Origin of the sequence: Sphingomonas sp. (assembly GCF_041661825.1) — a bacterium.
In the GTDB taxonomy this organism is placed as follows: Bacteria; Pseudomonadota; Alphaproteobacteria; order Sphingomonadales; family Sphingomonadaceae; genus Sphingomonas.
Genome location: NZ_JBAZTU010000007.1, coordinates 153,374 through 175,017, shown reverse-complemented (window position 1 = coordinate 175,017; position 21,644 = coordinate 153,374). Strand labels below are relative to the sequence as shown.

Annotated in this window: 20 protein-coding genes and 1 tRNA gene; 6 read left to right on the top strand and 15 right to left on the bottom strand. The window is 65.6% G+C overall.

Annotated features, from left to right (window positions below):
• Window positions 1-71: 71 nt before the first annotated feature.
• From WC729_RS28205 to WC729_RS28175, 7 genes are all read right to left on the bottom strand, one after another.
• On the bottom strand, window positions 72-881 hold the full coding sequence (locus WC729_RS28205; RefSeq protein ID WP_372858036.1) for a universal stress protein: 810 nt from the start codon (window positions 879-881) through the stop codon (window positions 72-74).
• Window positions 882-1,115: 234 nt separating this feature from the next.
• Window positions 1,116-1,772 (bottom strand): NAD(P)H-dependent oxidoreductase, encoded by a 657-nt coding sequence (locus WC729_RS28200; RefSeq protein ID WP_372858035.1) that lies wholly within the window; start codon window positions 1,770-1,772, stop codon window positions 1,116-1,118.
• 591 nt (window positions 1,773-2,363) lie between these two features.
• Window positions 2,364-3,176 (bottom strand): universal stress protein, encoded by an 813-nt coding sequence (locus WC729_RS28195; protein WP_372858033.1) that lies wholly within the window; start codon window positions 3,174-3,176, stop codon window positions 2,364-2,366.
• Window positions 3,177-3,358: 182 nt separating this feature from the next.
• Complete coding sequence (locus WC729_RS28190; protein ID WP_372858032.1) at window positions 3,359-3,967, bottom strand: hypothetical protein; 609 nt, start codon at window positions 3,965-3,967, stop codon at window positions 3,359-3,361.
• Between the two features lies 1 nt (window position 3,968).
• The gene (locus tag WC729_RS28185; protein WP_372858030.1) at window positions 3,969-4,301 is read right to left on the bottom strand and encodes a hypothetical protein; all 333 of its coding nucleotides are present in this window, start codon (window positions 4,299-4,301) and stop codon (window positions 3,969-3,971) included.
• A complete protein-coding gene (locus tag WC729_RS28180) occupies window positions 4,289-4,786 on the bottom strand; it encodes an Arm DNA-binding domain-containing protein (protein WP_372858029.1) in 498 nt (165 codons plus the stop codon). Before WC729_RS28180 ends, WC729_RS28185 begins: the two co-directional genes overlap by 13 nt.
• Window positions 4,787-4,937: 151 nt before the next feature.
• Window positions 4,938-5,013 (bottom strand) — tRNA-Thr (locus WC729_RS28175).
• Window positions 5,014-5,196: 183 nt separating this feature from the next.
• On the opposite strand from WC729_RS28175, the gene WC729_RS28170 reads away from it, so the two are divergent.
• Window positions 5,197-6,480, top strand: a complete 1,284-nt coding sequence (locus tag WC729_RS28170) for a hypothetical protein (protein WP_372858027.1) — start codon at window positions 5,197-5,199, stop codon at window positions 6,478-6,480.
• On the opposite strand, the gene WC729_RS28165 is transcribed toward WC729_RS28170, so the two are convergent.
• Complete coding sequence (locus tag WC729_RS28165; protein WP_372858025.1) at window positions 6,473-7,432, bottom strand: hypothetical protein; 960 nt, start codon at window positions 7,430-7,432, stop codon at window positions 6,473-6,475. The two genes, WC729_RS28170 and WC729_RS28165, sit on opposite strands and share 8 nt — an antisense overlap.
• Window positions 7,433-7,631: 199 nt before the next feature.
• Between WC729_RS28165 and WC729_RS28160 the strand changes: the two genes are divergently transcribed.
• The 4 genes from WC729_RS28160 (at window position 7,632) to WC729_RS28145 (ending at window position 12,438) form a co-directional block, all read left to right on the top strand.
• Window positions 7,632-9,293 (top strand): MFS transporter, encoded by a 1,662-nt coding sequence (locus tag WC729_RS28160; RefSeq protein ID WP_372858024.1) that lies wholly within the window; start codon window positions 7,632-7,634, stop codon window positions 9,291-9,293.
• Window position 9,294: 1 nt separating this feature from the next.
• Entirely contained in the window at window positions 9,295-10,443 is a 1,149-nt protein-coding gene (locus WC729_RS28155) for an HlyD family secretion protein (protein WP_372858023.1), read from the top strand.
• The gene (locus WC729_RS28150) at window positions 10,440-11,834 is read left to right on the top strand and encodes an efflux transporter outer membrane subunit (protein WP_372858021.1); all 1,395 of its coding nucleotides are present in this window, start codon (window positions 10,440-10,442) and stop codon (window positions 11,832-11,834) included. The genes WC729_RS28155 and WC729_RS28150 overlap by 4 nt, the downstream gene beginning before the upstream one ends.
• A gap of 79 nt (window positions 11,835-11,913) precedes the next feature.
• Window positions 11,914-12,438 carry a DUF6438 domain-containing protein gene (locus WC729_RS28145; protein WP_372858020.1) on the top strand — a complete coding sequence of 175 codons (525 nt, stop codon included), beginning with the start codon at window positions 11,914-11,916 and terminating at the stop codon, window positions 12,436-12,438.
• 23 nt (window positions 12,439-12,461) lie between these two features.
• Here WC729_RS28145 and WC729_RS28140 read toward each other — a convergent pair whose 3' ends face one another.
• The 4 genes from WC729_RS28140 to WC729_RS28125 are packed head-to-tail and all read right to left on the bottom strand — an operon-like array spanning window position 12,462 to window position 14,596.
• A complete protein-coding gene (locus WC729_RS28140) occupies window positions 12,462-13,304 on the bottom strand; it encodes a methyltransferase domain-containing protein (protein ID WP_372858019.1) in 843 nt (280 codons plus the stop codon).
• Window positions 13,301-13,564, bottom strand: coding sequence for a toxin-antitoxin system YwqK family antitoxin (locus WC729_RS28135; RefSeq protein WP_372858017.1), 264 nt, complete (start codon window positions 13,562-13,564; stop codon window positions 13,301-13,303). Before WC729_RS28135 ends, WC729_RS28140 begins: the two co-directional genes overlap by 4 nt.
• Before the next feature lies 1 nt (window position 13,565).
• The gene (locus tag WC729_RS28130; RefSeq protein WP_372858016.1) at window positions 13,566-13,898 is read right to left on the bottom strand and encodes an ArsR/SmtB family transcription factor; all 333 of its coding nucleotides are present in this window, start codon (window positions 13,896-13,898) and stop codon (window positions 13,566-13,568) included.
• On the bottom strand, window positions 13,898-14,596 hold the full coding sequence (locus tag WC729_RS28125) for an SRPBCC family protein (RefSeq protein ID WP_372858015.1): 699 nt from the start codon (window positions 14,594-14,596) through the stop codon (window positions 13,898-13,900). Before WC729_RS28125 ends, WC729_RS28130 begins: the two co-directional genes overlap by 1 nt.
• A gap of 161 nt (window positions 14,597-14,757) precedes the next feature.
• On the opposite strand from WC729_RS28125, the gene WC729_RS28120 reads away from it, so the two are divergent.
• The gene (locus tag WC729_RS28120) at window positions 14,758-15,993 is read left to right on the top strand and encodes a diguanylate cyclase domain-containing protein (protein WP_372858014.1); all 1,236 of its coding nucleotides are present in this window, start codon (window positions 14,758-14,760) and stop codon (window positions 15,991-15,993) included.
• A gap of 409 nt (window positions 15,994-16,402) precedes the next feature.
• Here WC729_RS28120 and WC729_RS28115 read toward each other — a convergent pair whose 3' ends face one another.
• From WC729_RS28115 to WC729_RS28105, 3 genes are read right to left on the bottom strand one after another with little or no spacing between them, the layout of a single operon-like run.
• Entirely contained in the window at window positions 16,403-19,117 is a 2,715-nt protein-coding gene (locus WC729_RS28115) for a DEAD/DEAH box helicase family protein (RefSeq protein WP_372858011.1), read from the bottom strand.
• Window positions 19,110-20,756, bottom strand: a complete 1,647-nt coding sequence (locus WC729_RS28110) for a site-specific DNA-methyltransferase (protein ID WP_372858010.1) — start codon at window positions 20,754-20,756, stop codon at window positions 19,110-19,112. Before WC729_RS28110 ends, WC729_RS28115 begins: the two co-directional genes overlap by 8 nt.
• A 4-nt stretch (window positions 20,757-20,760) precedes the next feature.
• Entirely contained in the window at window positions 20,761-21,642 is an 882-nt protein-coding gene (locus WC729_RS28105; protein WP_372858007.1) for a hypothetical protein, read from the bottom strand.
• Window positions 21,643-21,644 lie beyond the last annotated feature (2 nt).

Genomic DNA, 21,644 nt, shown 5'->3' with positions numbered 1-21,644 from the left:
GTGGCGCAACGGCCCCCGCGCCGTCGCCGGCAAGGACGCGTATGGGCGCATCCATCGGCACCGGCGCGGCCTCATCGGCAATGCGCGAGGAGAACCGGCACCGGGCTCTCGGTCAGCATGCGCTGGGTCGTGCCGCCGAACACCTGCTCGAGAAGGCGCGCATGGCCATAGCCGCCCATGACGACATAGTCGGCCTCGCTCTTCGTTACCTCTGCGAGGAGGATGGTGCCCGGACGAGCCGTCAACGCCTTCTCGCGGCGTATGACCGGCGTGATCCCGTAGCGCGTCAGATAGCTTTCCGCCTCTTCTACCGGGATCGCGATCGATCCGTCGTCGATATGGAACAGGGTCACCTTGCTCGCGCACTGCAGCAGCGGCATGGCGGCGCGGAGAGCCGCCTCGGCGGAAGGTGAGCCATCCCAGGCGACAAGCGCGCGGCCATTGGACCTGAAGCCGGTTGCGCGCTCGGGCACCGCCAGCACAGGAAGCTTCTCCTCGACGACGAGCCTGCCGACCAGGTCGAGCGTGTTCGGGAAGAGCGCCGAGTCGAGCTGGCGATTGACCACGACGAGGTCAGTCAGCCTGGCGGTGGCGCGGATACAGTCGGCAAGGTCGCCGGTCTTCTCGACCCAATCGAAGGGCACCCCCTCTCGCACCAGCCGGTCGCGGATCTGGACGCGGTTGCGCAGCTCGCTGCGCTCTTCATCGGCGAGGGCCAGCGCACCGCCACCCATCGATACAAAGTCGCTCATCAGCTCCGGCATGATGATGACGTCGAGACAGGTCAGATGCCCGCCGACGGCACGTGTCACGTCGAGCCCAGCCTTCAGACGGGCTTCCTGTCCATGGTCGTCATGGGCGAGCAGCAGAATATTCTTCATGGTGACCTCCTGCGGTGGGACGGCCCGGGGGTAGGACGCGCCGGAGCGCGGCGGCATTGGGAAGTGTACGGATGGGCAGTGTCTGCCGGTGAAGCCCAAGCCCTGCGCGGATCTCGCCGCGCCCGCAGAGAGCCGGAGCATTGTGTCGAGCTGAACCCGCCGGCCGGCGCGCTTCCCGACGCCGCCAAAGGGCGACGGGTCAGCTCGTGCGCTCGCACGCCGGCACGCGCCCGATCAGGTTGCCATGGCTATGCCCGCGGCGCGTTCCGCATCGAGGTCGGACACCAACGCACGGGCATGCACGCGCACATCTTCGAGATGCTGGGCGACCCAGCGTGGCTCCATGCCAGAGGCGATCGAGCCATAATGGTGATGCTGTGACGGGCCCATGGCGAAGGCATGCTGCAGATAATGATCGAAACAGGTGATCAGCGACTGTAGCTGGCCCTGCTCGTCGAGCCAGATATCCTTGAGGCCGGACGAGGTGAAGCTCAGCATGCGTTTTCCGGCCAGAACCCCCTTGGCGGAGCGGTCATGGACGTCGCGTGGCAGGACGCCGCTGCCAAGCACGCGCTCGATATAGCCCTTCATCATTGCCGGCGGCGTCCCGAACCAGAGCGGGTATACGAGCACGAAGACATCGGTGGCGCTCAGAATGGCGAGCTCGTCCTCGACATCCCTGAACTGCGTGAAGTCGGGCCCGGGACGTTCAGGCGACTTCAGGACCGGGTGGAATCCCATCGCGTACAGGTCGCGGACGATCACTTCATGGCCGTGTTGCCGGACCTCAGCACTATAGGCGTGAGCGACCGACGCATTGAAGCTTTCCTGCTCGGGATGGCAGAGGATGACGACGTGACGCGGCGTGGGTGACAGGGGCTGGTCGTTCATGGCACTTCTCCTTTGCCGATCCGTACCGGTGCCGGCTCCAGAGCGCCCTTGGGATATGTACGCAGTGCCGGCGACCTGCAGGCGTGGCGTTCGCTTTCAACCATGGCGGGAGGCGCGACCAGCTTCCGCGTCAAACGGCACTGACAGGGCCTGCAGAGGCTTTCGGCATCCTGCGCTACGCGCGATCGGGCGACCGTCAAGCCCGCAAAAGCCTCCGAATTGGCGGCAATTACCTCCACAGTAACGTTCTCACGCCTCGGCGCTGCGATCAGGCAGCGCAGCCCGAATCCTGAGCCGGCCCGTGCAAAGGGCAAGGCCGCGAGGGGCCATTGATTGTATCCATTTAGGCGCAACCTGGGCGACCCCGGTCGGCCGCTACGCAGGTGTGATGGCACCCTTCATCAACACTGCGCCCTGACAGGGTAGCTGCGCGCTTCAGCATATATCGCTGGCGACGCGACCATCAAAACCGGCCAATGGCCCCTGCGTGGTCGCGGCGCTCGATTCCGCTCCGCCCATTGAGGGGCCGGTGACGTGGAGGCGGACCTGAGCTCCACACCATGCCGGGCGCCACCTGCCCCACCCGTTCGCTCAGTGCGCCAGGAGCAGCGGCAGCGGGCAACCGGCGATCAGATTGTGCGTCACGCCGCCGAGGATCGTCTCCATCAGCCGCGCATGCCCAAAGGCACCCATCACGATATAGTCGGCGCCCAGGCGCACGGCTGCGGCGAGGATGGCGTCGCCGGTCGAGTGGCCTTCGCGCTTCTCGGTGATGTAATCCGCCTTGATATCGTAGCGGGCGAGATACCGCACGGCGCTGCATTCCCCCGCTGCTCCATCGTCGTTCGTCACCTCGACGACGCGCACCGATCCCGCCATCCGCAGAAAAGGCAGGGCGAGGCGAATCGCATGCGCGCTTTCCGTCGACCCGTTCCACGCGACCATCGCGGTTCCGGCCGGATCGAACTTCTTGCCCGTCGAGGGCAGTGCAACGATGGGTCCAAGCGCTCGGGTCACAACCTCGCCGACGACCGATGCCGAATGGAGACGACCGGGGCCGCCCTGCCCCGGCTGGCTGAGGATTGTCACGTCGGCGAGCGACGACTGGACGATGATCGTCCGGCCAATATCGCCCTCGGCCTGGAGCCAGTCGAAGTGCACGCCGTCGTTCCGCATCCAGTCGGCAATGCGCTCCATTTCCGCCTGTTCCTGCGCGCGGAGCGCGGCCAGCACATCGCCATAGACCTGGACCCCGCCCAGCGGATCGGCCCCGACGAACTGCTCGAACGGCAGTACCTGTAGGCAGGTGATGTGACTGTCGAACAGTCGCGCCAGATCGAGCGCGCACTGGACCCGCGCATCTTGCTGGCCATCGGGATAGAGATGCAAAAGGATCGTTTTCATTTCAGCCACCTCAAGAGGATTGGCGCGACCTAGGCAGGACGGTGATGGGTCGTCTGTACGTACAGCTACGGAGATCGACGCCTGTTGCCGGCACAGCACCGGTCACGCGCCGCCCACCCCAGCATGGATGAAAACCAGGCCCGATCCCGGGCGTGGGGGCGACGGTATACCCGCGCATCACGTCAAGGGGCGTCGACGGGGATCGACGGCCCGAAGGAAGTCAGTTTCCCGGAAGGACCGAGCGCAGCGCGCGCGTCGATCGCCGGTGCGTCGAGCTCGTTGGTCATCCGGATCGTATAGGCGACCTGCATATACCGCTTGGACTTCTGGCGGGACGGCCAGAGCGGATCATCGTCGCAGCGCTGGAGGCCCTCGGCGAGACAGTAGATGCGCCAGAAGCGCCGCCATGCCCGATAGTCCCCGCCATAGGTTGTGCGTGCATCCTCGGGCCCGAGCAGCACATAGATGTCGCGCGTCACGCTCCGGTCGAGCACGACGAACCCCTTGAACCCAAGCGAGAGGGCGAGCTCCGCGGCGTGACGGTGCGCCATCGCGTCGATCGATGCGACCTCGGTGCCGGGGGGCGCCGTGAAGGTGACGCGGTACCGACCGTCCCAAAGCCTCTGTTCGGCATAACCGCCACGGCCGCCGGCCGTCTCGGGCTGGTACGTCAGTCCCGTCGTGGAGCAGCCGGCCGCGAGCAGCAGGAGCACCGCGACACAGCATCGTCCCCGGTTCGCCCCGACGATGCCGCCGGCGGCAATGTGCGGGTTCCACCAGGAAGCGCGCATGTCAGGGCTTGATGCGGCTTGCGACGAGCGCCGTTCCGTCGGGCGTCACCTGCACCAGGTGGGCGGTCCTGTCGGTACATTCGACCCGCCAGGTCGGCTTTCCAGCTGTGTCGTCGAGCCGCTCCGACCTGGTCACGCCCTGGCAGTCGAGACCGGCGTCGCGGATCGCGCGCAGGAAGACCATGTCGCGCTGGCCCTCCGGAAGCTTGAGCACTTCGGCAGTGGCGTTGGTGATGGTGGCTGCCGGCTCGTCCGGCTGGGCCACGTTCAGATCCGGCGGCGCCTGGCAGCCGGCAAGCGCCAGCACTGCGATCGCGGACATCATGATGCGCATCGAGTATCTCCCATTGGTCGACGGAGTGATGAACTGCCCGGCGCCTGGGCCCAATGCGTAGAAACCCGGATCAGCCGGCCGCCCGCCATCAGCTGGCAGGCGCGGCGATGCCGGCCGCCCGGCCCGGTCAACCGGTCCGATCCATTGCTGGCCCGCAGCAAAGGCTGTCGCATATGATGATACATCCGGATTGGGCCTTTGCCTCCGCGCCCTGCTGATGGGAATCCGAGCAAGCCTGTCCGTTCATGGGGAGGGGAATGGACCATGCTGCGCAGCGCAACGTCGCGCAGCTTGCGGGCCTGCTGCAAGCTGACGTCCGGGAAGCTGCCCAACGACAGCTTCCGCTCGGTACCGACAATCCGATAGCGAAAACGCCAGAGCAACGCTCCGGAAGGTTGAACGAGCAAATAGAGGCCGTCTGAGTCTGCAACCTTGAATGGACGCTTCGCTGGTTTCAGCGCCCGAATCTCCACAACGGTAAGCATGGGGCCACGCCTCCTCGAACTGCTCGTGGCCCCTCGATTCGTGGCCCCTTTTGAGTGGGCCACGGCGGAACATAATGAGATTTCGTGGGACCGCCGAGAGCCATTTTACCGCAGATTTCTGCGGTTTTCTAGGGGCGTTCTCGGTTTGGGCTGGTGCCGCTTACAGGACTCGAACCTGTGACCCCCGCATTACGAATGCGATGCTCTACCAACTGAGCTAAAGCGGCATATCCCCCGTGCGGCCCTGGACGGGCTGTCGCGAGGGGGCGGCGCTTATCATCTGGTTTGGCGCCTGACAAGCGCTCACGCCGACGATCTGCCCGTGCCACCCCTTTACGCAACGTTTACCACGCCGGGTGCAAACAGCATCTGTAACGGGCTGGTCCAAGCCCTTAAGGGTAGCTTTCTGCATGGATAACGTCCGCGGTTTCGAAGAGGATCGGGGGATCGAGCACGATCACGATACGGGCGCGAGCGGCGTCGAGGATCCCCGACTCGATATCGGCACCGATGAGCGGCGCATGCATGTGCGCGCCTATAATCACTGGGTCTCGCTGCTGCGCGGCCGCGCCTATCCGTCGATCGAGGACCTCGATCCCGCCAGCATCTCCGATTTCGGCCCGCACAGCGTGCTGCTCGATTTCTCGAACGGCATCGAGGATCCGGCGATTCCCTGGCTCGGCAAGCTGCTGCGCGAGGAATGCGCGCTCGACCATGGGGTCACCCATATCGCCCAGGTGCCCAGCCGCTCGCTGCTGTCGCGCCTGACCGACCATTATCTGCAGATCATCGCGAATCGCGCGCCGATCGGCTTCGAGGCCGAGTTCGTCAACACGCGCGGCCACAACACCATGTATCGCGGCATCCTGATGCCCTTTTCCTCGGACGAGGATTCGATCGATTACATTTACGGCGTGATCAACTGGAAGGAACTGGTCGACGCCGAGACTCAGGCAAGGCTCGACGCCGAAGTCGATGCCTCGCACCGCACCGCGCCCAAGCCCGCTGCAACCGCGCCGGCCTGGGCCGATGGTCCGAGCGCGGGCATCGAGTCGGTGGAAGAGGAAGAGCCGGCAGGCCGCGGTATCGGATCGAACGCGCCGAGCGGCAGCCTGACCGACCAGCTGATGCTCGCACAGCAGACCGCCGCCGCGGTCCGCGCCGCCGACACGCGGACGCGCAGCACGCTCTACCGCGCGCTCGCCCGCGCGCATGATTTCGCCGCCGCCGCCGATGCCGATCCGGGCGCTTATGAGCTGCTGCTCGATCATGCCGGCATCGCGGTGCAGCTGCGCGCGCCGATGACGCCGGTGGTGAAGCTCGTCTTCGGCGCCGATTACGACAAGACCCGCCTGACCGAATATGCCGCCGTGCTCTCCCATGCCCGCCGCATCGGCGTGGCGCCGGGGGGGTTGACCGACTTCCTCGATGGCTTCGAGGGCGGCATCAAGGGCGTGGTCAAGGCCGAGCGCGAGGCCAGGAAGCCGGCGTCAGCACCGAAATCAGCCGATCCGGCCACTGTGCTGGATGCGCGCCCGGTGCTCGCCAGCCTGACCCTGGAGACGGGGCTTCACCTCGGCGACTATGTCGTCCTGCTCGCCCGTGCGGGCGACGGCGACACGCTCGATATCGTCGCGACGGTTGACGGCGATATCGCCCTTACCCAGCGCGCGATGCGCCAGGCGATCAGCTGACCGCTGGCGGATCGCTGGCCGGGAAGCTTTCCTCCAGCGCTTCGTCCAGCTGCTGATCGAGACGCCGTACCTGCGCCGTCCCGGCCAGCCAGCGCGCCAGATTGGCCACATAAAGCTGCGCCGATCGCAATGCCTCGGGGGTCGCGACCAGGCTGCCGCCTGGCGGCTCGGTCACGAAGCTCGGCGCGCCGTGGGCCACGTCCCAATTATAGTCGACGAAATGGTGGAAGGTGGATTGCGCCACCGCCGGCCCTGCGCCGTCCCGCGGCTCGAACGCCACTGCGATCGCGAACTCGGCCCCGGTCACCTTGCTGCGGCCGGTCGCGATGACGCGTGCACTCGGATCCTCGGGCGGCGCCGACACATCGCCTTCATGCGGGTGCGCGGGAAGATAGCGCAGGAAACCGTCCGGCGAGCCGGCGTCGGCGAGCAGCGGATGGACCGGGTCCACCGGCACGATCTCCTGATAATCGCCGTTCGAGCCGGAGTGAAAGTTCGGCCAGAGAATATAGGTCGTATAGGGATCGTCGATCGCCTGGCGCGCCGGGTCGGGATCGACATTGTGCGTATGGAAATGATGCGCCCTGCCGACTCCACCCAGCTCGCAGACCGAGGAGCCCAGGTCCATATGGTCGCGCGAGACGAGCAGGCCGCCCCCGCCCGCGCGGAACCGGCCGATCGCGGCGCATTCGGTCGCGTTCAGCCCGTCGCCGACATCGACCGCGAACAGCCACAATTCGTCGAAATCGCTCTCGTCTATCCGCGCCAGCACGGGGTCGTCGGCGCCCGGCGGTGCCGCCCGGTCGCGCGCCGTCACGTCGTAGAGCGGTGTGCCGTCATCACCGCGCGCGCCCTCCAGCAGCCCGCGCAGCACGGAGAAGCGCGCGATGCTCCAGTCGTCCTCGGCCGGCTCGATCGTGGTTTGCAGCAGGATGCGGATTGGCGTCGTCACGGGGTTGATCCTCAGTCACTCGGCGGAAGCCCGCGGCCTCCGCCCAAGGGCATAGATAGGCCGTGCGATCCGCTTTTCACCCTGTACCTAGGGCGTAATTGACGCTTGCAACGTCGTCCTCCTAAGCGCGTCATTGCCACTTCCGGCCGATCGCCCGGATCGAGTCGGAAAACGCGCTGGGGCAAGGGAAGGCAGGAGCGTGGCGGAATACGTCTTCAAGCCGCACGAAAAGCCGACGCTGCCGGGGTCGCCGGCCAATCCCGACCACCCGTCGCACCGCCGCGTCTTCTATTTCCTTATCGGCTGCCTGATCGGCATCACCGGCGGCCTCGGCAACGCGCTGGTCACGGTCAATCTCAACTTCGCGCAGGGCACGCTCGGCCTCAACAGCAATGAAAGCGCGTGGCTCACCGCCGCCTATTTCATGACCAACGTCACGGCGAACCTGCTGCTGGTGAAATACCGCCAGCAATTCGGGCTTCAGCCCTTCATCCGCTACACGCTCGGCGCCTATGCCGCGACGACGCTGTTGCATCTGTTCATCCATGATTTCTGGACCTCGGTGGCGGTGCGCGCGATGAGCGGCGTCGCCGCCAGCGGCCTGACCACGCTCACCATCCTCTATTTCTTCCAGGCGATGCCCGCGCCGAAGCGACTGGCCGCGGTGATGATCGGCATCAGCATCCCGCAGCTTGCCTCGCCGTTGGCGCGGGTCTTCTCCCCCCGGCTGCTCGAATGGGGCGACTGGCACAATCTCTACTGGTTCGAACTGGGGCTGGCGCTGGCGACCCTGGCGGCGGTGGTCACCCTGCCGCTCCCGCCGAGCGAACGCGAGGAGGTGTTCGAACCACTCGATTTCCTCACTTTCTCCCTGCTCGCGCCCGGTCTGTGGCTGCTCATCGCGGTCCTGTCCGAAGGGCGGATCGAATGGTGGACCGATCGGGCCTGGATGGGCTGGGCGCTGGCCGCCAGCATCGCGCTGATCGCCGCCGCGGTGATCGTCGAGCACCGCCGCGCCAACCCGCTGATCAACACGCGCTGGCTCGCCACACGGGAAGTGCTGCGGCTGATGGCGGTCGCGGCCTCGGTCCGCGTCCTGCTGTCGGAACAGGCCTTTGGATCGGTCGGGCTGCTCAACGTGGTCGGCATGATCAACGACCAGATGGTCGTGCTCAACGTCATCGTCGTGCTCGCCTCGATCGCCGGGCTTGCCACCGCGGTGCTGACCTTCCGGCCGGACAATGTCGCCCGCCCGATCACCTTCGCGGTCATCCTGATCGTCATCGCGTCCTTCATGGATGCCGACGCCAACAACCTCACCCGCCCGAGCAGCTTCTATATCAGCCAGGCGCTGATCGGCTTTGCGTCGCTGCTGTTCCTCGCCCAGGCGATGGTCATCGGCATCGCGCGCACCTTGCTGGCGGGCGGGCGCAACTTCATCAGCTTCGTCGTGCTGTTCAGCGTCAGCCAGAGCATGGGCGGCCTGGTCGGCAACGCCCTGCTCAGCACCTTCCAGGTGATGCGCGAGAAATTTCATTCGCACGAGCTGGTCCAGCATATCGTGATGACCGATCCGCTGGTCGCGGCGCGGATCCGCGCCGGCGGCGGCGCGATCGCCGGCGTGGTCGGCGATCCGGCGCTGCGGAGTGCACAGGGCACGGCGATCCTGGCACAGCAGGTCGCGCGCGAGGCGAACATCCTCGCCTTCAACGATGTGTTCCTGCTGGTCGGCGTGCTCGCGATCCTCGTCGCCCTTTGGGGCTTCGCGATCCGCTGGTCGATCCGGCGGCGGGGCGAAAAATCGCCGGTCGTGCTGCTGCAGCAGGCGATGCAAAAGGCACAGGCGCAACAGGGACAATGAGATGAGCGACACCGAGGCGAAAGCGCCACCACCCGCCGCAGCAGCCCCCGCAGCCGAAGCTGCCCCGGCCGCTGCCCTGCCCGCCGAAGCGGCCCCGAGCGGCTGGCGCCCGGCCGCCAAGACCACGCCGACCGTCATCCTGATCGTCGTGGTGGCGATCGTCGCGATCCTGACCATCCTCTACGCCTGGCGGCTGCCGCCCTTTGCCGGCTGGAACGAGAAGACCGACAATGCCTATGTCCGCGGCCGGGTGACGATCATCAGCCCACAGGTCAGCGGTTATGTCACCGAAGTCCCCGTGCAGGATTTCGCCGAAGTGAAGGCGGGCCAGGTCCTGGCCACGATCGACGACCGTATCTACCGCGCGCGCGTCGCCCAGGCCGAGGCGAACGTCGCGGCGCAACAGGCAGCGCTCGCCAATTCCAGCCAGGCGCAGCGCTCGCGCGAAGTCGCGATCCAGAGCCAGGATGCGGGCATCGCCAATGCCGCCGCCCAGCTCGTCCGCGCCCGGGCCGATATGAAGCGTGCCCAGGCGCTGGTCGCCGATGGCTCCATCTCCACCCGCGAGTTCGACCAGACCCGCGCCACCCTGCTCGCGGCGGAGGCAGGCGTGCGCCAGGCCCAGGCGAGCCGCTCGATCGGCACGCAGGACGTGCGCACCGTGGTGGTCGGCCGCGGCGGGCTCGAGGCTTCGGTCGAGGCAGCGAGGGCGCAGCTCCGCCTCGCCCAGATCGATCTCGACAACACCATCATCCGCGCGCCCGAGGCGGGCCAGCTGTCCGAGATCGGCGTGCGCCGCGGCGCCTATGTCACGGCTGGCACGCAATTGCTGTTCCTGGTACCGCACAATGTCTGGGTGGTCGCCAATTACAAGGAAGCGCAGACGCGCGACATGGTCGTCGGCCAAAGCGCGCGCTTCAAGGTCGACGCGCTGGGCAATGCGGCGCTGACCGGTCATGTCGAGAACATGGCCCCCGCCGCCGGTTCCGAATTCGCCGTGCTGAAGTCGGACAATGCGACGGGCAATTTCGTGAAGGTCGCGCAGCGTATCGCCGTGCGCATCCGGATCGACCCGGGCCAGCCGCTCGCCGCGCGGCTGCGGCCCGGCATGTCGGTCGAGCTCAGCATCGATACCCGGAAGCGCCCATGATCCGGGCCGCATCCGTCGCGCTGCTCCTGCTCGCGTCCTGCGCCGGCCCGGCGGTGGAGACGGCGAGCGTCGCGCCTGTCGCCTCGCCCCCTGCCTGGCGTACCGATGCCGGGCCGGTGGCGCCGCTCGACCGCGACTGGTGGCAGGCGTTCGGCGATCCCGCGCTGACCGCGCTGGTCGAGAAGGCGCTGGCCAACAACCCGGACATTGCCATCGCCGCCGGCCGCATCCGTGAGGCGCGGGCCAATCTCGACCTTGCCCGGGCGCAGATGCTGCCGGCGATCGATGCCGGCATCGGCGGTGCCCGCTCGCGCTCGGTCAGCGCCTTCGGCCAGCCGCTCGAACAGAACGCATTGCAGCCACAGCTTCAGGCGAGCTATGAGATCGACCTGTTCGGCCGCCTCGCCGACCAGCGCTCGGCCGCGCGCGACGCGTATCTGGCGAGCGAGGCAGCGCGCGACGCCGTCCGGCTCTCGGTCGCGGCCGCCACGGCGAGCGGCTATGTCACCCTGCGCGGTCTCGACGCGCGGCTGGAGGTCGCCCGCTCCACCCTTGCCGCGCGCACCGAGTCGCTGCGCATCGCCCGGTCGCGTGTCAGCCGGGGCTATTCCCCCAAGCTCGAGCTGCAACAGGCCGAGGCCGAATATGAGGCGACCGCGCAGATCGTGCCCCAGATCGAACTCGGCATCGCCCGCACCGAGGATGTGCTCAGCACCCTCACCGGCGAGACCCCGCAGGCGATCGCGCGCGGCCTGTCGCTCGACGCGCTGACCGAACCCGCCATCCCCGCCGGCCTGCCCTCCGAGTTGCTCCGCCGCCGCCCCGATGTGGCGCAGGCCGAGTATCAGCTCGCCGCGACCGACAAGGCCCTCGCCGCGGCGCGGAAACGGTTCCTGCCGCAGGTCCGCCTCACCGCCGCGCTCGGCGCTGCCTTTTCCACCCTGCTCCAGGACCCGATCACGATCTGGTCCGCAGGCGGCAGCGTGCTTGCCCCGATCTTCTCGGGCGGCCGCCTCACCGCCCAGGCCGAAGCGGCGGGCGCCCAGCGCGACCAGGCCGCCTTCGCCTATCGCCGCGCCGCGCTCACCGCGTTCCGCGAGGTCGAGGACGCGCTCGCCGCCGCGGCCCGGCTCGACGAACAGGCCGCCTCCGCCCAGCGCCAGCGCGATGCCCTGGCCGAGGGGCTCAGGCTCGCGACCAATCGCTACCGCGAGGGCTATTCGCCCTATCTCGAACAGCTCGATGCCCAGCGCGGGCTGCTCGGGGCACAATTGTCGCTCCTCCAGGTCCGCACCGACGCGCTCACCGCCCGCATCCAGCTCTACCAGGCGATGGGCGGCGGATGGAGCATGTGTATGCCCGACGCGAGGCCATGTGAATCGACGCCCTGACCGGGCGGGAAGCGCGGCGCGGCTCCGTCTTCGTTCATGTTCCCGAGCCTATCGCGAACTGCCCTGCATCGGAGAAGACATGGTTTCGTTCCCAAGAATCGCGCTGGCATCCGTCCTGCTGAGCCTCGGCGCCTGCGCCGCCACCGCCACCGCCACGCCGCCTGAGACCAGTTCCCAGCCCGCAGCGGAGACGATCGCGGTGTCGGTCGGCCCGTGCTTCGGCTTCTGCCCGGTCTACACGGTCGCGGTGAGCCCGGCCGGCACGGTGACCTTCAACGGCGAGCGCCACACTGCCGAGCTGGGCGCGAAGACCCGCGACGCCGGCCCCGCGGAATACCGCGCACTCGCCGCCGCGCTCGCGTCCTATCGCCCCGCCACCGGCACCACCGGCGAGACCAGTTGCGAGACGCGGATCAGCGATCAGTCGCATACCCGCATCACCTGGACGGCGCCTGACAAGACCGTAACGACGCTCGACCACGACAAGGGCTGCCGCTCGGCCACCAACGAGCAACTCAACGCCCTGCTCCAGGACCTGCCGACACGCCTCGGCATCGAGCCCTGGGCCCGCCAGCAGACCCGCCCCGGCGTCTCGCGCGGCTGATCCGGAAGGGGGCGGCATGCGCGTCACGCCGCCCCCTTTTCGAAGGTGAACACGCCGTAGCGCATCGCGCCGGTGCGATAGGCGAGCATCAGCCGCGGCACGCTGAGCGCGAACAGGCGGTTGCGCGCGCCGAACACCAGGCGGCGAAGGTCGCGGTCCGTGGCCACGCCGCGCACCAGCCGCCCGAGGCAGATCGACCAGGTCCGCGCGACCGATCGGCTGACATCCTCGAACCCCGCGCAGACGAACCCCGCGCCTTGCGCCATCGCGCGATACTCGGTCTCGCTGCCCATCGAGGGCAGGCTGCCTTCACGGCAGATCGGCTCGAGCAGGTGCCGCACCTCCCAGGCCGACGGCGCCTCCTTCGCCAGCCAGGCACACACCACCAGCCGCCCGCCCGGCTTCAGCACGCGCCAGGCTTCGGCGAAGAAGCGCGGCTTGTCGGTCATGTGCTCCGAGCTCTCGATCGAATAGGCCCCGTCGGCGGATGCCGCGGCGAGCCCATTGTCCAGCCAGTCGCGGCACACCAGCGTGACGCCCCCGGCCGCCGGCGCCTGCCCCACCTGCTCGGCCGACAGGGTGAACCCCGTGACGATCGCGCCCCGTCCGGTTCCGGGCCCGGCAAAGCGCCGCGCCGTCGCGCCGTACCCGCAACCGATATCGACCAGCCGGTCGCCCCTCCCGAAGCCGAGCCGCGCGCCGACCAGGTCGCTCAGCGCCTCGACCGCATCCTCAGGGCTCTCCCGCCCGGTCCGCCACAGCCCGTGATGGACATGCTCGCCCCAGAGCCGACGATAGACCGGATCGAGCTCGTCATAATGATCGGCGACGGCCGCGCTGTTCTGGGAGGTCCGGGGCAGAATCATGCGCGCCTTCCATTGCCAGCGGAGTCCGCGGCACCGTTCGCCGCAAGCTTCATCCGCGTGACCTTGTACACCGCGCCGGCGGAATCATAGGTCGTCCATTCCCCGGCCTGTTCGCCGTTCCGGAAATGGCCGGAGCGCATCAGGGTGCCGTCCTTGCGGAACCATTCCCAAAAGCCGCTCGGCACGTCGTCGACCGTCTGGCCCCGCGCCCAGAGGCTGCCGTCGCGGTGGCGCTTCTCATAGGGGACCGGCGACGCCACCCTAAAGCTCCCCCCGCTGCTTCCGGCCGCGCGCGACCTCGGTCGCCAGCGCCTCCAGCTTCGGCGCCCAGAAGCTGCGGAAGCGGGCGAGCCAAGCGTCGACCTCCTCCATCGGCGCCGCGTCGACCGCGTAGATCCGCCGCGCGCCCTCCACCCGCACCGCCGCGAAGCCGCTGTCGCGCAGCACCTTCAGATGCTGCGACACCGCCGATTGGGTGATGCCGAATTCGGCGCGCACCACATCTGTCATGTCGCCGGACGAGCGCTCGCCCTCCGCCAGCAGCTCGAGCAGCCGGCGGCGGACGGGATCGCCCAGGACGTCGAACGCATGCATCAGCCGCCCCCGCCCCCGCCCTGGTCCTCGCCCCCGCCCTCACCATGATCGTGCCCGCCCTCGCCGCAATAAAAGGCCGCCGTCCGCCCCGCCATGCCCTGCGCGACCTCGTCCGCCTCGCCCCCGGCGATATGCGCCGCGGCCCAGGCGTCCGCGCTTGCCCGCATGAAGGCCTTGCCCTCGTCGGACGCCGTCCAGCCATGCGCTGCCTCGATATCGACCTGCGCGCCGCCCGAGGCGATATGCATGCCCAGCCCCATGAAGCTGAGGTCCCACCCGACCCCGACCGCGCCGGGCCCGAACTTCTGCCAGAAGGCGTCGTCGTCCGATTTGGGGAAGATATGCTCGAGCGTCAGCCGCGTCCCTTCTCCCGCGCCCGCAAGCCGCACCGCCACCCAGCTGGTCGCGCCGGCGAATTCCCAGCTCAGGTCGAGCGCGTGCGGCGGATCGCAGCGCAGGATGGTGCCCCCGGCATTGCCGATCAGCTGATAGCGCCCGCCCAGCTTCAGATCGCCCTCGATCGGCAGGAACCAGCGCGGCAACCGCTCGGCGCTGGTCATCGCTTCCCACAGGTCGGCAGGGTCAGTCGGATAGGTGCGCGCGGCGACCGCGACGCGGACGGGCTGCCCCTCCCGCTCGCGCTCCTCATAGCCGCGGAATTCGGCACCGATGGCGTTGCTGCTGGTAATCTCGGACATGGGAATCAGCCTCCTCTCGAATGCGCGGAAACCTGACAGCATGGACTTATATAAGCAATACCTAATATAAGCCGACACAGCGCAACCGCCCGGCAACACCAGCAAAAATACCGATAGCCCCGATACGGTTCTATTAACCGAACCCTCGTTAGACTGCGGTCATGGAGAACCCGGACAAGCAGGGGCGTAGCGAAGATCGTCGGACACGCGCGGGCACGCCGCCGCGCGGGCGGCCGAAGCGCACCTTGTTGCCGGACGTGGTCTATCGCGAGCTGGTCGACATGCTGTTCAGCATGACCCTGCCGGTCGTCGCGATGGGCGTGGTGGTCACCGGCGTGGGCGCGATGCTCGCGCTGCAATGGGGCGATCCGATGGTGATCGGACTGACGGCGGGCAGCGGGATCGTCACCCTGCTTCGGCTGATCACGCTGCGCGGCTATCGGCGGCAGGACCCGGCGACGATGGACCTGGCGACCATCCGCCGGTGGGAGCGGCGTTATGCGATCGGCAATTATGCGTTCGCGGGCCTGCTCGGCCTGCTCAACGCCCGGATGCTGATGTTCCATCTGCCGGTCGTGCACATGATCACCGTCAGCCTGGTGTTCGTGTTCGGCGCCGGGGTGGTCTCGCGCATTGCGATCCGGCCGCGGATCTGCGTGACCAGCCTGTTGCTGGCGGTGGTGCCGACCGCGGTCGCGCTGGGCCTGCATGCCTTCATGAACAACAACGGCCCGCTCCACACCCAGCTCTTCGCGGTCGAGGCGCTGCTCGTGGCGGGCACCCTTGCGCTGTGCCTGCAGAGCGTCGCCCATCTCTACCGCTCGATGGTGAAGCATCTCACCGCCGAGCACGACCTGTCGCTGCTGGCGAAGCGCGATGCGCTGACCGACCTGCCCAACCGCCTGCTGCTGCGCGAGCGCTTCCAGGCCAATCTCGCGACCGTTGCGCAGGGGGGCGGCCGGCTGGCGCTGCACTGCCTCGATCTCGACGGGTTCAAGCCCGTCAACGACGTGCACGGCCACCCCGCGGGCGACGCCCTGTTGCGCGAAGTGGCGCGGCGGCTGACGGCGGCGGTGCGCGCCGACGACACGATCGCGCGGATCGGCGGGGACGAGTTCGTCGTGGTGCAAACGGGCCTGGAGCATGACAGCGAGGCGGAGATGCTCGCCCGCCGGATCATCAAGCAGCTCAGCCAGCCCTATGAGATCGACGGCAAGACCATCCGCATCGCCGCCAGCGTGGGCATCGCCCTGGCGCCGGAGCAGGGGATGGACCTGGAACGCCTGATCAGCTGCGCCGACCGCGCGCTGTACCAGGCCAAGCGCGCCGGCAAGGGCCAGTTGCGGTTTGGCGGGGCGGAGGAGCCGGCGGCCGGATTGCGCGAGGTGGCGGCTTAGGGGTGGTGGCGACTTCAAGTGTTTGCGGCGTGGCCCCGCAAGAAGAAGCCAAAAAACTAGATCAGCCAACGGCGCCACTCGCGCCGCTCCACCAAGTATACGGGTAATTTTGTCACCCACACCTGAGCGGGGTAGATTCGACCGGTCGTGCACCTCTTTGCGTTTTTTCTTAGATCCGACCTCTTTCCGAATCCCGAATACCGCGGCGCGGCGGACTCCGCGCGCCGAAACGCTCCTTCCGACCCTTACCATATTCTTGAATCTTTTTGTCATAGGTATCGGATTTATTATACCGATACTTTCGAACCGAAATCTGGACACGATGCAGAAACTCCCGGCCAGTCCCACTAGGGTTGCCCGCAAACTTCAGCACAGAAGGCAGCTTGAGTGAATCAGCAACGCCTTAGCGTTAACCGAGCGCAAGCAGCCCGGAGAGCGTCAAACTCTCCGTGACAAGCGTTTCAGCGAGTAGGACGTAGCGCCATGGCTTCCCATCACCCTCACCGACGAACTCGTTGGCGTTGCTGACCCACGCCCTCGCCGCGCGTGCCTTTTCAATTACGATGGGGTCGTTCAAGTCTCGTTCTGCCTTGATCTCTACGATCAGCTTGCAGTCCGTGCATTCGACGACGAAATCCGGCTCGTACCGACGGCCCCGATCATATTCGATGTCGAATTGCCCGCTTGCGGGCCGCAGCCATTTCAGAACCGCCGACATTCGGTCGCTGTCGACTATCGCGGCGAAGCGCCGCTCCGGATCGCTATCGAACTTCTGAAACTGATACGGGCACTTTTTCGATCCAAAGAACAAGTAGCCTGAGGTCGAGGAAAGCGGCGTCGCCGCCTCCGTTAGAGGCAAGCGTTTGGTGAGACTCACCCCAATCTGTTGTGGCTTCAACGCCTTGAAGGAACGCACGCGACGCGCACGATACTCCGTCGGGGTTTCTCTGTAATGCTCGCGCATCTGCTCGAAGATGACCCGGGCAAGCGCCTTGCCCTGTTCCAGAGCGACGGCTTCAACCTCCTCTTCAGTCGGGAGATAGGTGCGCAGCCGGTCGATCATCTGTCCGGCAAGCTGGTAGAGTAAGTCCGCCTGGCTGTCGTAATCGACCTCCGAGAAGTCCATCAAATGCCGGATGATATAATTCTCCACGCGCGTCTCGCGCGGGCCGTCGAGCGACCGCGCAAGTTCGCGTTGCGTTTCGGTCCGCAGATTGCGGATGAGGATGGTGTCCGAACTGGGCTGGAAACGGATGCCCTCAAGGTTCTTGAGGTCGAAATCGTCGAACCAAAAGTTCACCTCACGACTGGGGAGAACGACTATCTCGGGAATTTCTATACTGTTTTCGGCGATGGAGATGGCGATCAGTGCGACCAACTGCTCCACGTTGGTCGTCGGGAGCACCGTATCCAATGTGCCTTGTGCCGCCTCGGTCGCCTTCCGCACATCGCGAGCGATCTCGGCCTGGACCTCGGGCTTGCGAAGATCGGCGAGGCCGCCGGGTAGCGTGCGCTCATATTTGTCGCGGATGAACTGCATTGTCGTATCCGCATATGCCACCTGCTCTGGCGTAGGCGGAACATAGGCGGCGTGTTCGTCGGAAACCTGAGTTGGGCCACCCGCACCTGGCAAATCCAGCTGCCAGCCAGTGAAGACCGCCTCAGCGGCCGTCGGCATTGAAACGACCTCCCGGTGCTCGGGCGTGATATCGCCGCCTTCGCCGATCGTGAGCGTCTTCATCGCGATCACGGAGTCGGGCTTGCGCGCCTCCCGGATAACCTCGTCGAACCGGTCATGTGCGATGACGGTCAGGGTATCGACCATCTCATTCCCGGTGCGCACCCCATAGGGAAGGCGAAGGCCCCGCCCCAAGGTCTGCTCCGTCAAGATTTCCGATGCCGAAGCGCGCAACGGCACGATCGTGTAGAGGTTGGTGACGTCCCAACCTTCCTTGAGCTTGTTGACGTGGATCACGATATCGGTTTGCGCATCGTGCTCCAGCCCGACGAGCCGCGCCATCGCCTCGTTGCTTTCCTCGCCGGTCTGGTTGGAGTGAACCTCGATCACCCGGCCACGATACGCGCCGGTGAAGAAGTCGTCGCTTTCCAGATAGGCGTGCAGGTCCTTCGCGTGGATCGTGTCGCGGGCGACGACAAGCATGAAGGGGTGGACCACTTCGCGGCCAGACTGGCGGGCATATAGCTCCAGCTCAACCTTGACCTGCTCGTGATAGGTAGCTCCATCTTCCAGCATGATCCGTTCAAGCTGCGCGTCGTCGTAGTCGGCGCGGCGGAAATTCTCGCGCGTGGCTACCGCCGGCTCCTTCACATAACCGTCTGCCATCGCCTGCCCGAGGCCGTATCGGTAGATGACATTGCGGAAGTCCTTCGGACTGGCGCCGACGGTCTTGGGTGTAGCGGTCATCTCCAGCCCCAGCTTCGGCTTGAGATCATAGACGGCGTTCGCCGCCGCCTTGGCGCGATAGCGATGCGCTTCATCCATCATCATTACCAGGTCGTCGAGATTGGCGAGATAGTCGAAATAACTTTCGCCCAACGTCTCGCGGAAGCTGCGGATACGTCCCCTTTCCTTGTTGATCTTGTCGACATTGAAGATGTTGATGATCGCGTCGCCGATGAGCTGGCTTCCCCGGATGCCGCGCCCTTCGTCCCAGGTATCGCCGGTGACGATGATCGGCGGGTTCTGCGCGAACTCGGCGACGCCTCGGAAAACATATTTGGGGGAGGACTGGCGCGAGAAGTCCTCGACCAGCTTGTCGTAGATCGTCGTGTTCGGCGCGAGCAGAAAGAAGTTTTTCGATCGGCCCGTCAGGTAGAGATAGGTGATGAACGCACCCATCAGCCGTGTCTTGCCCACGCCGGTCGCCAGTGCGAAGCATAGTGAGGGAAAGGCGCGCTCGAAGTCTTCCACCGATGGATAGGCGGCCGCAATCTCCAAGAGCAACACCTGCGTATCGACCTCACCGCGCCAGTCGATCCGGTCGGCGATGTCGGCGAGGATCGTCAACGCCGCTTCCTGCGGAGTTCGCAGCGAAAGCCGCTGCGCCACCTGACGGCGAATACGTTCGTTCGGGGTCAGCGTGACCGGTTTGGCATCAGCCATTGGTCCGGTCCTCCGCGTGCGTGTCGAAGAGCGGCCCAGCACTTTCGGCATGTTCCGATTCGGCTTCCGGCAACGCCGCGACGTTTAGCGAATAATCGTCTCGTCCCCATTCGCATTTGGTGAGAATGGTCGAGGGTATCTTGCGGCACGTCAGGTTCGGGATCGTATCGAGGTTGCCGCTGAACGCCCGCGCGCAGACCATGAGCGTCCGCTTCGACCCGACCTCCTCGGACAGCAGGCGCAAGGCGTCATGCGTCAGACTTTGTGTCGTGACATAGAGGAAGTCCGTCTCGCTCGACTGGCCATGCCGCCAATATTCCGCCTCATCCTGCGATGGCGCGTAGGCGAAGCCCAGATGCTTGCACATCGCCTCTGCGAGCATCGCCGCGTTATATTCGCGCGCGATAACCCAATTGCCCCAGCGATCTCTTTCCAGCAGCGATGGCGCGAGCGTGCAATAGCGGAAACCGCCGCCACCCTTCCAATCGGCTGTTTTTGAAACACCCCCTTGATCGGTGCCGTCGATCACCTTTTTTAGACGCGGGACCACAAGAGTATCGGCGTGACTGCCGACCTCCACCATAATCCATCGGCGCCCCATTTTGTGCGCAACCGCACCTGTCGTGCCGGAACCGGCAAAGGAGTCCAGAACAAGGTCTTCCTTGAACGTTGCGATCTCCAGCGCACGCTGGACTATCCTCTCAGGCTTCGGCGTATCGAATGTTTTCGCACCCTCGAACAAGCCCTTCATCTCCGCAGACGCATTGCGCGTACTTCCCGCGAATTCATAGGGCCACCAGCTTTGAGGAACGACGCCATCTTTCACTTCACTCAGAAACTTCTTCTCGACGGGAAAATCGGCATCGCCGTTTTTCCCCCAATATATGCGATGATCATCTTTCAGTTTTGCGAGTTCTGCCGGGGGCCGACGCCACGAACTTCCCTTTGGGGGCCAAACCTCTCGTCCTGCGTCGTTGACCAATCCATAAACGTCGCGCTCACGGTATTCTGCGCGAGTTAGGGGTGTACCAAGCCACGGTCCGCGCTTGTCGTCATCGAGGTTTTTATAGTTCGCAATCTGCTTCTCACTCCGAGGGATGAGATTGGGTGCCCAAGCCTCAGAAGCGCGATAAACCAGCACCATATTGTGCGTCTGGGATATGGTTGTCGCATTATTGCCGGGAGTATCCTTTGATTGCCAAACGATATTGGATACGAAGTTCAAACGCCCAAATATTTCATCGCAAAGGACTTTTAGGTAGTGCGCCTCGTTGTCGTCTATCGTTATCCAAATGCTCCCGTCAGGCGTGAGAAGCTTACGAAGCAGTTCTAAACGATCGCGAATCAGCGACAACCAAAGTGAGTGCTCCACGCCGTCATCATAGTGCTCGAACGCTGATCCCGTATTGTAAGGCGGATCGATAAACACGCATTTCACCCGCCCGGCATAGTCGGCCTCCAGCGCCTTGAGCGCGAGCAGATTGTCGCCCTTGATGAGCAAATTGTCGAACAAGTCGCCTTCACGGCGCGTGGCGGCGTGATAGCTGTTGTCGGGATGCTCGATCAGGATGCGTGGCTCCAGCTTGGGACGCTCCTCCTTGCCGGGCCAGGTCAATTCGAGTTTGGTCTTCTTCGTCAACGGCTTATGTCCTGACTTCATTCAATTTTTTCCGCAGCCGCCGAACGTCGCGATCCAGGGCGCGGACTTCTGCATCGTTCCAGCGATAGGGCCGTTTGGCCTCCGCCGTTAGCTCCAATTCCCGGATACGACCTGGCAGTTGCTGCCTCAAGGTCGTCCGCACCATTTCCGCGGATGCACGCGTTACCGGTGCCGATTCCCGCACCCATGATTCCATAGCTTGCGGTGCGTGCCATGCGATGACGCAGAAGGGCAGGACCTCGATTAACACATCCTCCCGCCGCCACAGGCTTTCTTCAACTTGCTCGGCTTCGATCCGTATGCGCCCGACCTGGCAGCGACATGCTTCAAAGGCATTGTCGTTTTCCGCGTCCAGCTCGGCGATGAGCGTGTCGAAAATCGAGCGTGTCTCATTCGTTAGCCCAGCGAAGCGTCGGCGACGACGCAGGTCGTCGATCTGTCGCAGCAGACGATCGGTTTCCCTCCTCGCGGCGCGTTCCAGCGTCGCGATGCGATCTTCGGTCGCAATCAGGTGGCGTTGCAGCGCGGTGTTGGTTTCCCGTTGCCAGCGGGCGTAAACCTGTCCCTCCTCCTCGCAAAGCAAGTCGTCGAGTATTTCGGGCGGAGGTTCGTAGCACGGCCCCAGATCGGACCATGTGCATTCCAGCAGGTGCGCTGCCTGAAACGCGGGAATAGGATTGTCCCATTCGTCGCATCCCGCAGCGATCACCGTGCGAAAAATGTCGGTTGCGCTTTCGAGCGTCGCCCGCGCGCCAACCACCCATCCACTACGTCCCCGAAAGCGGGCGACATGTGACCAATGCCCTTCATAGCTATCAAGATCGAGTTCCAGGCAAAGCGGTGCTTGACCGAACTCGCCCAGCACCG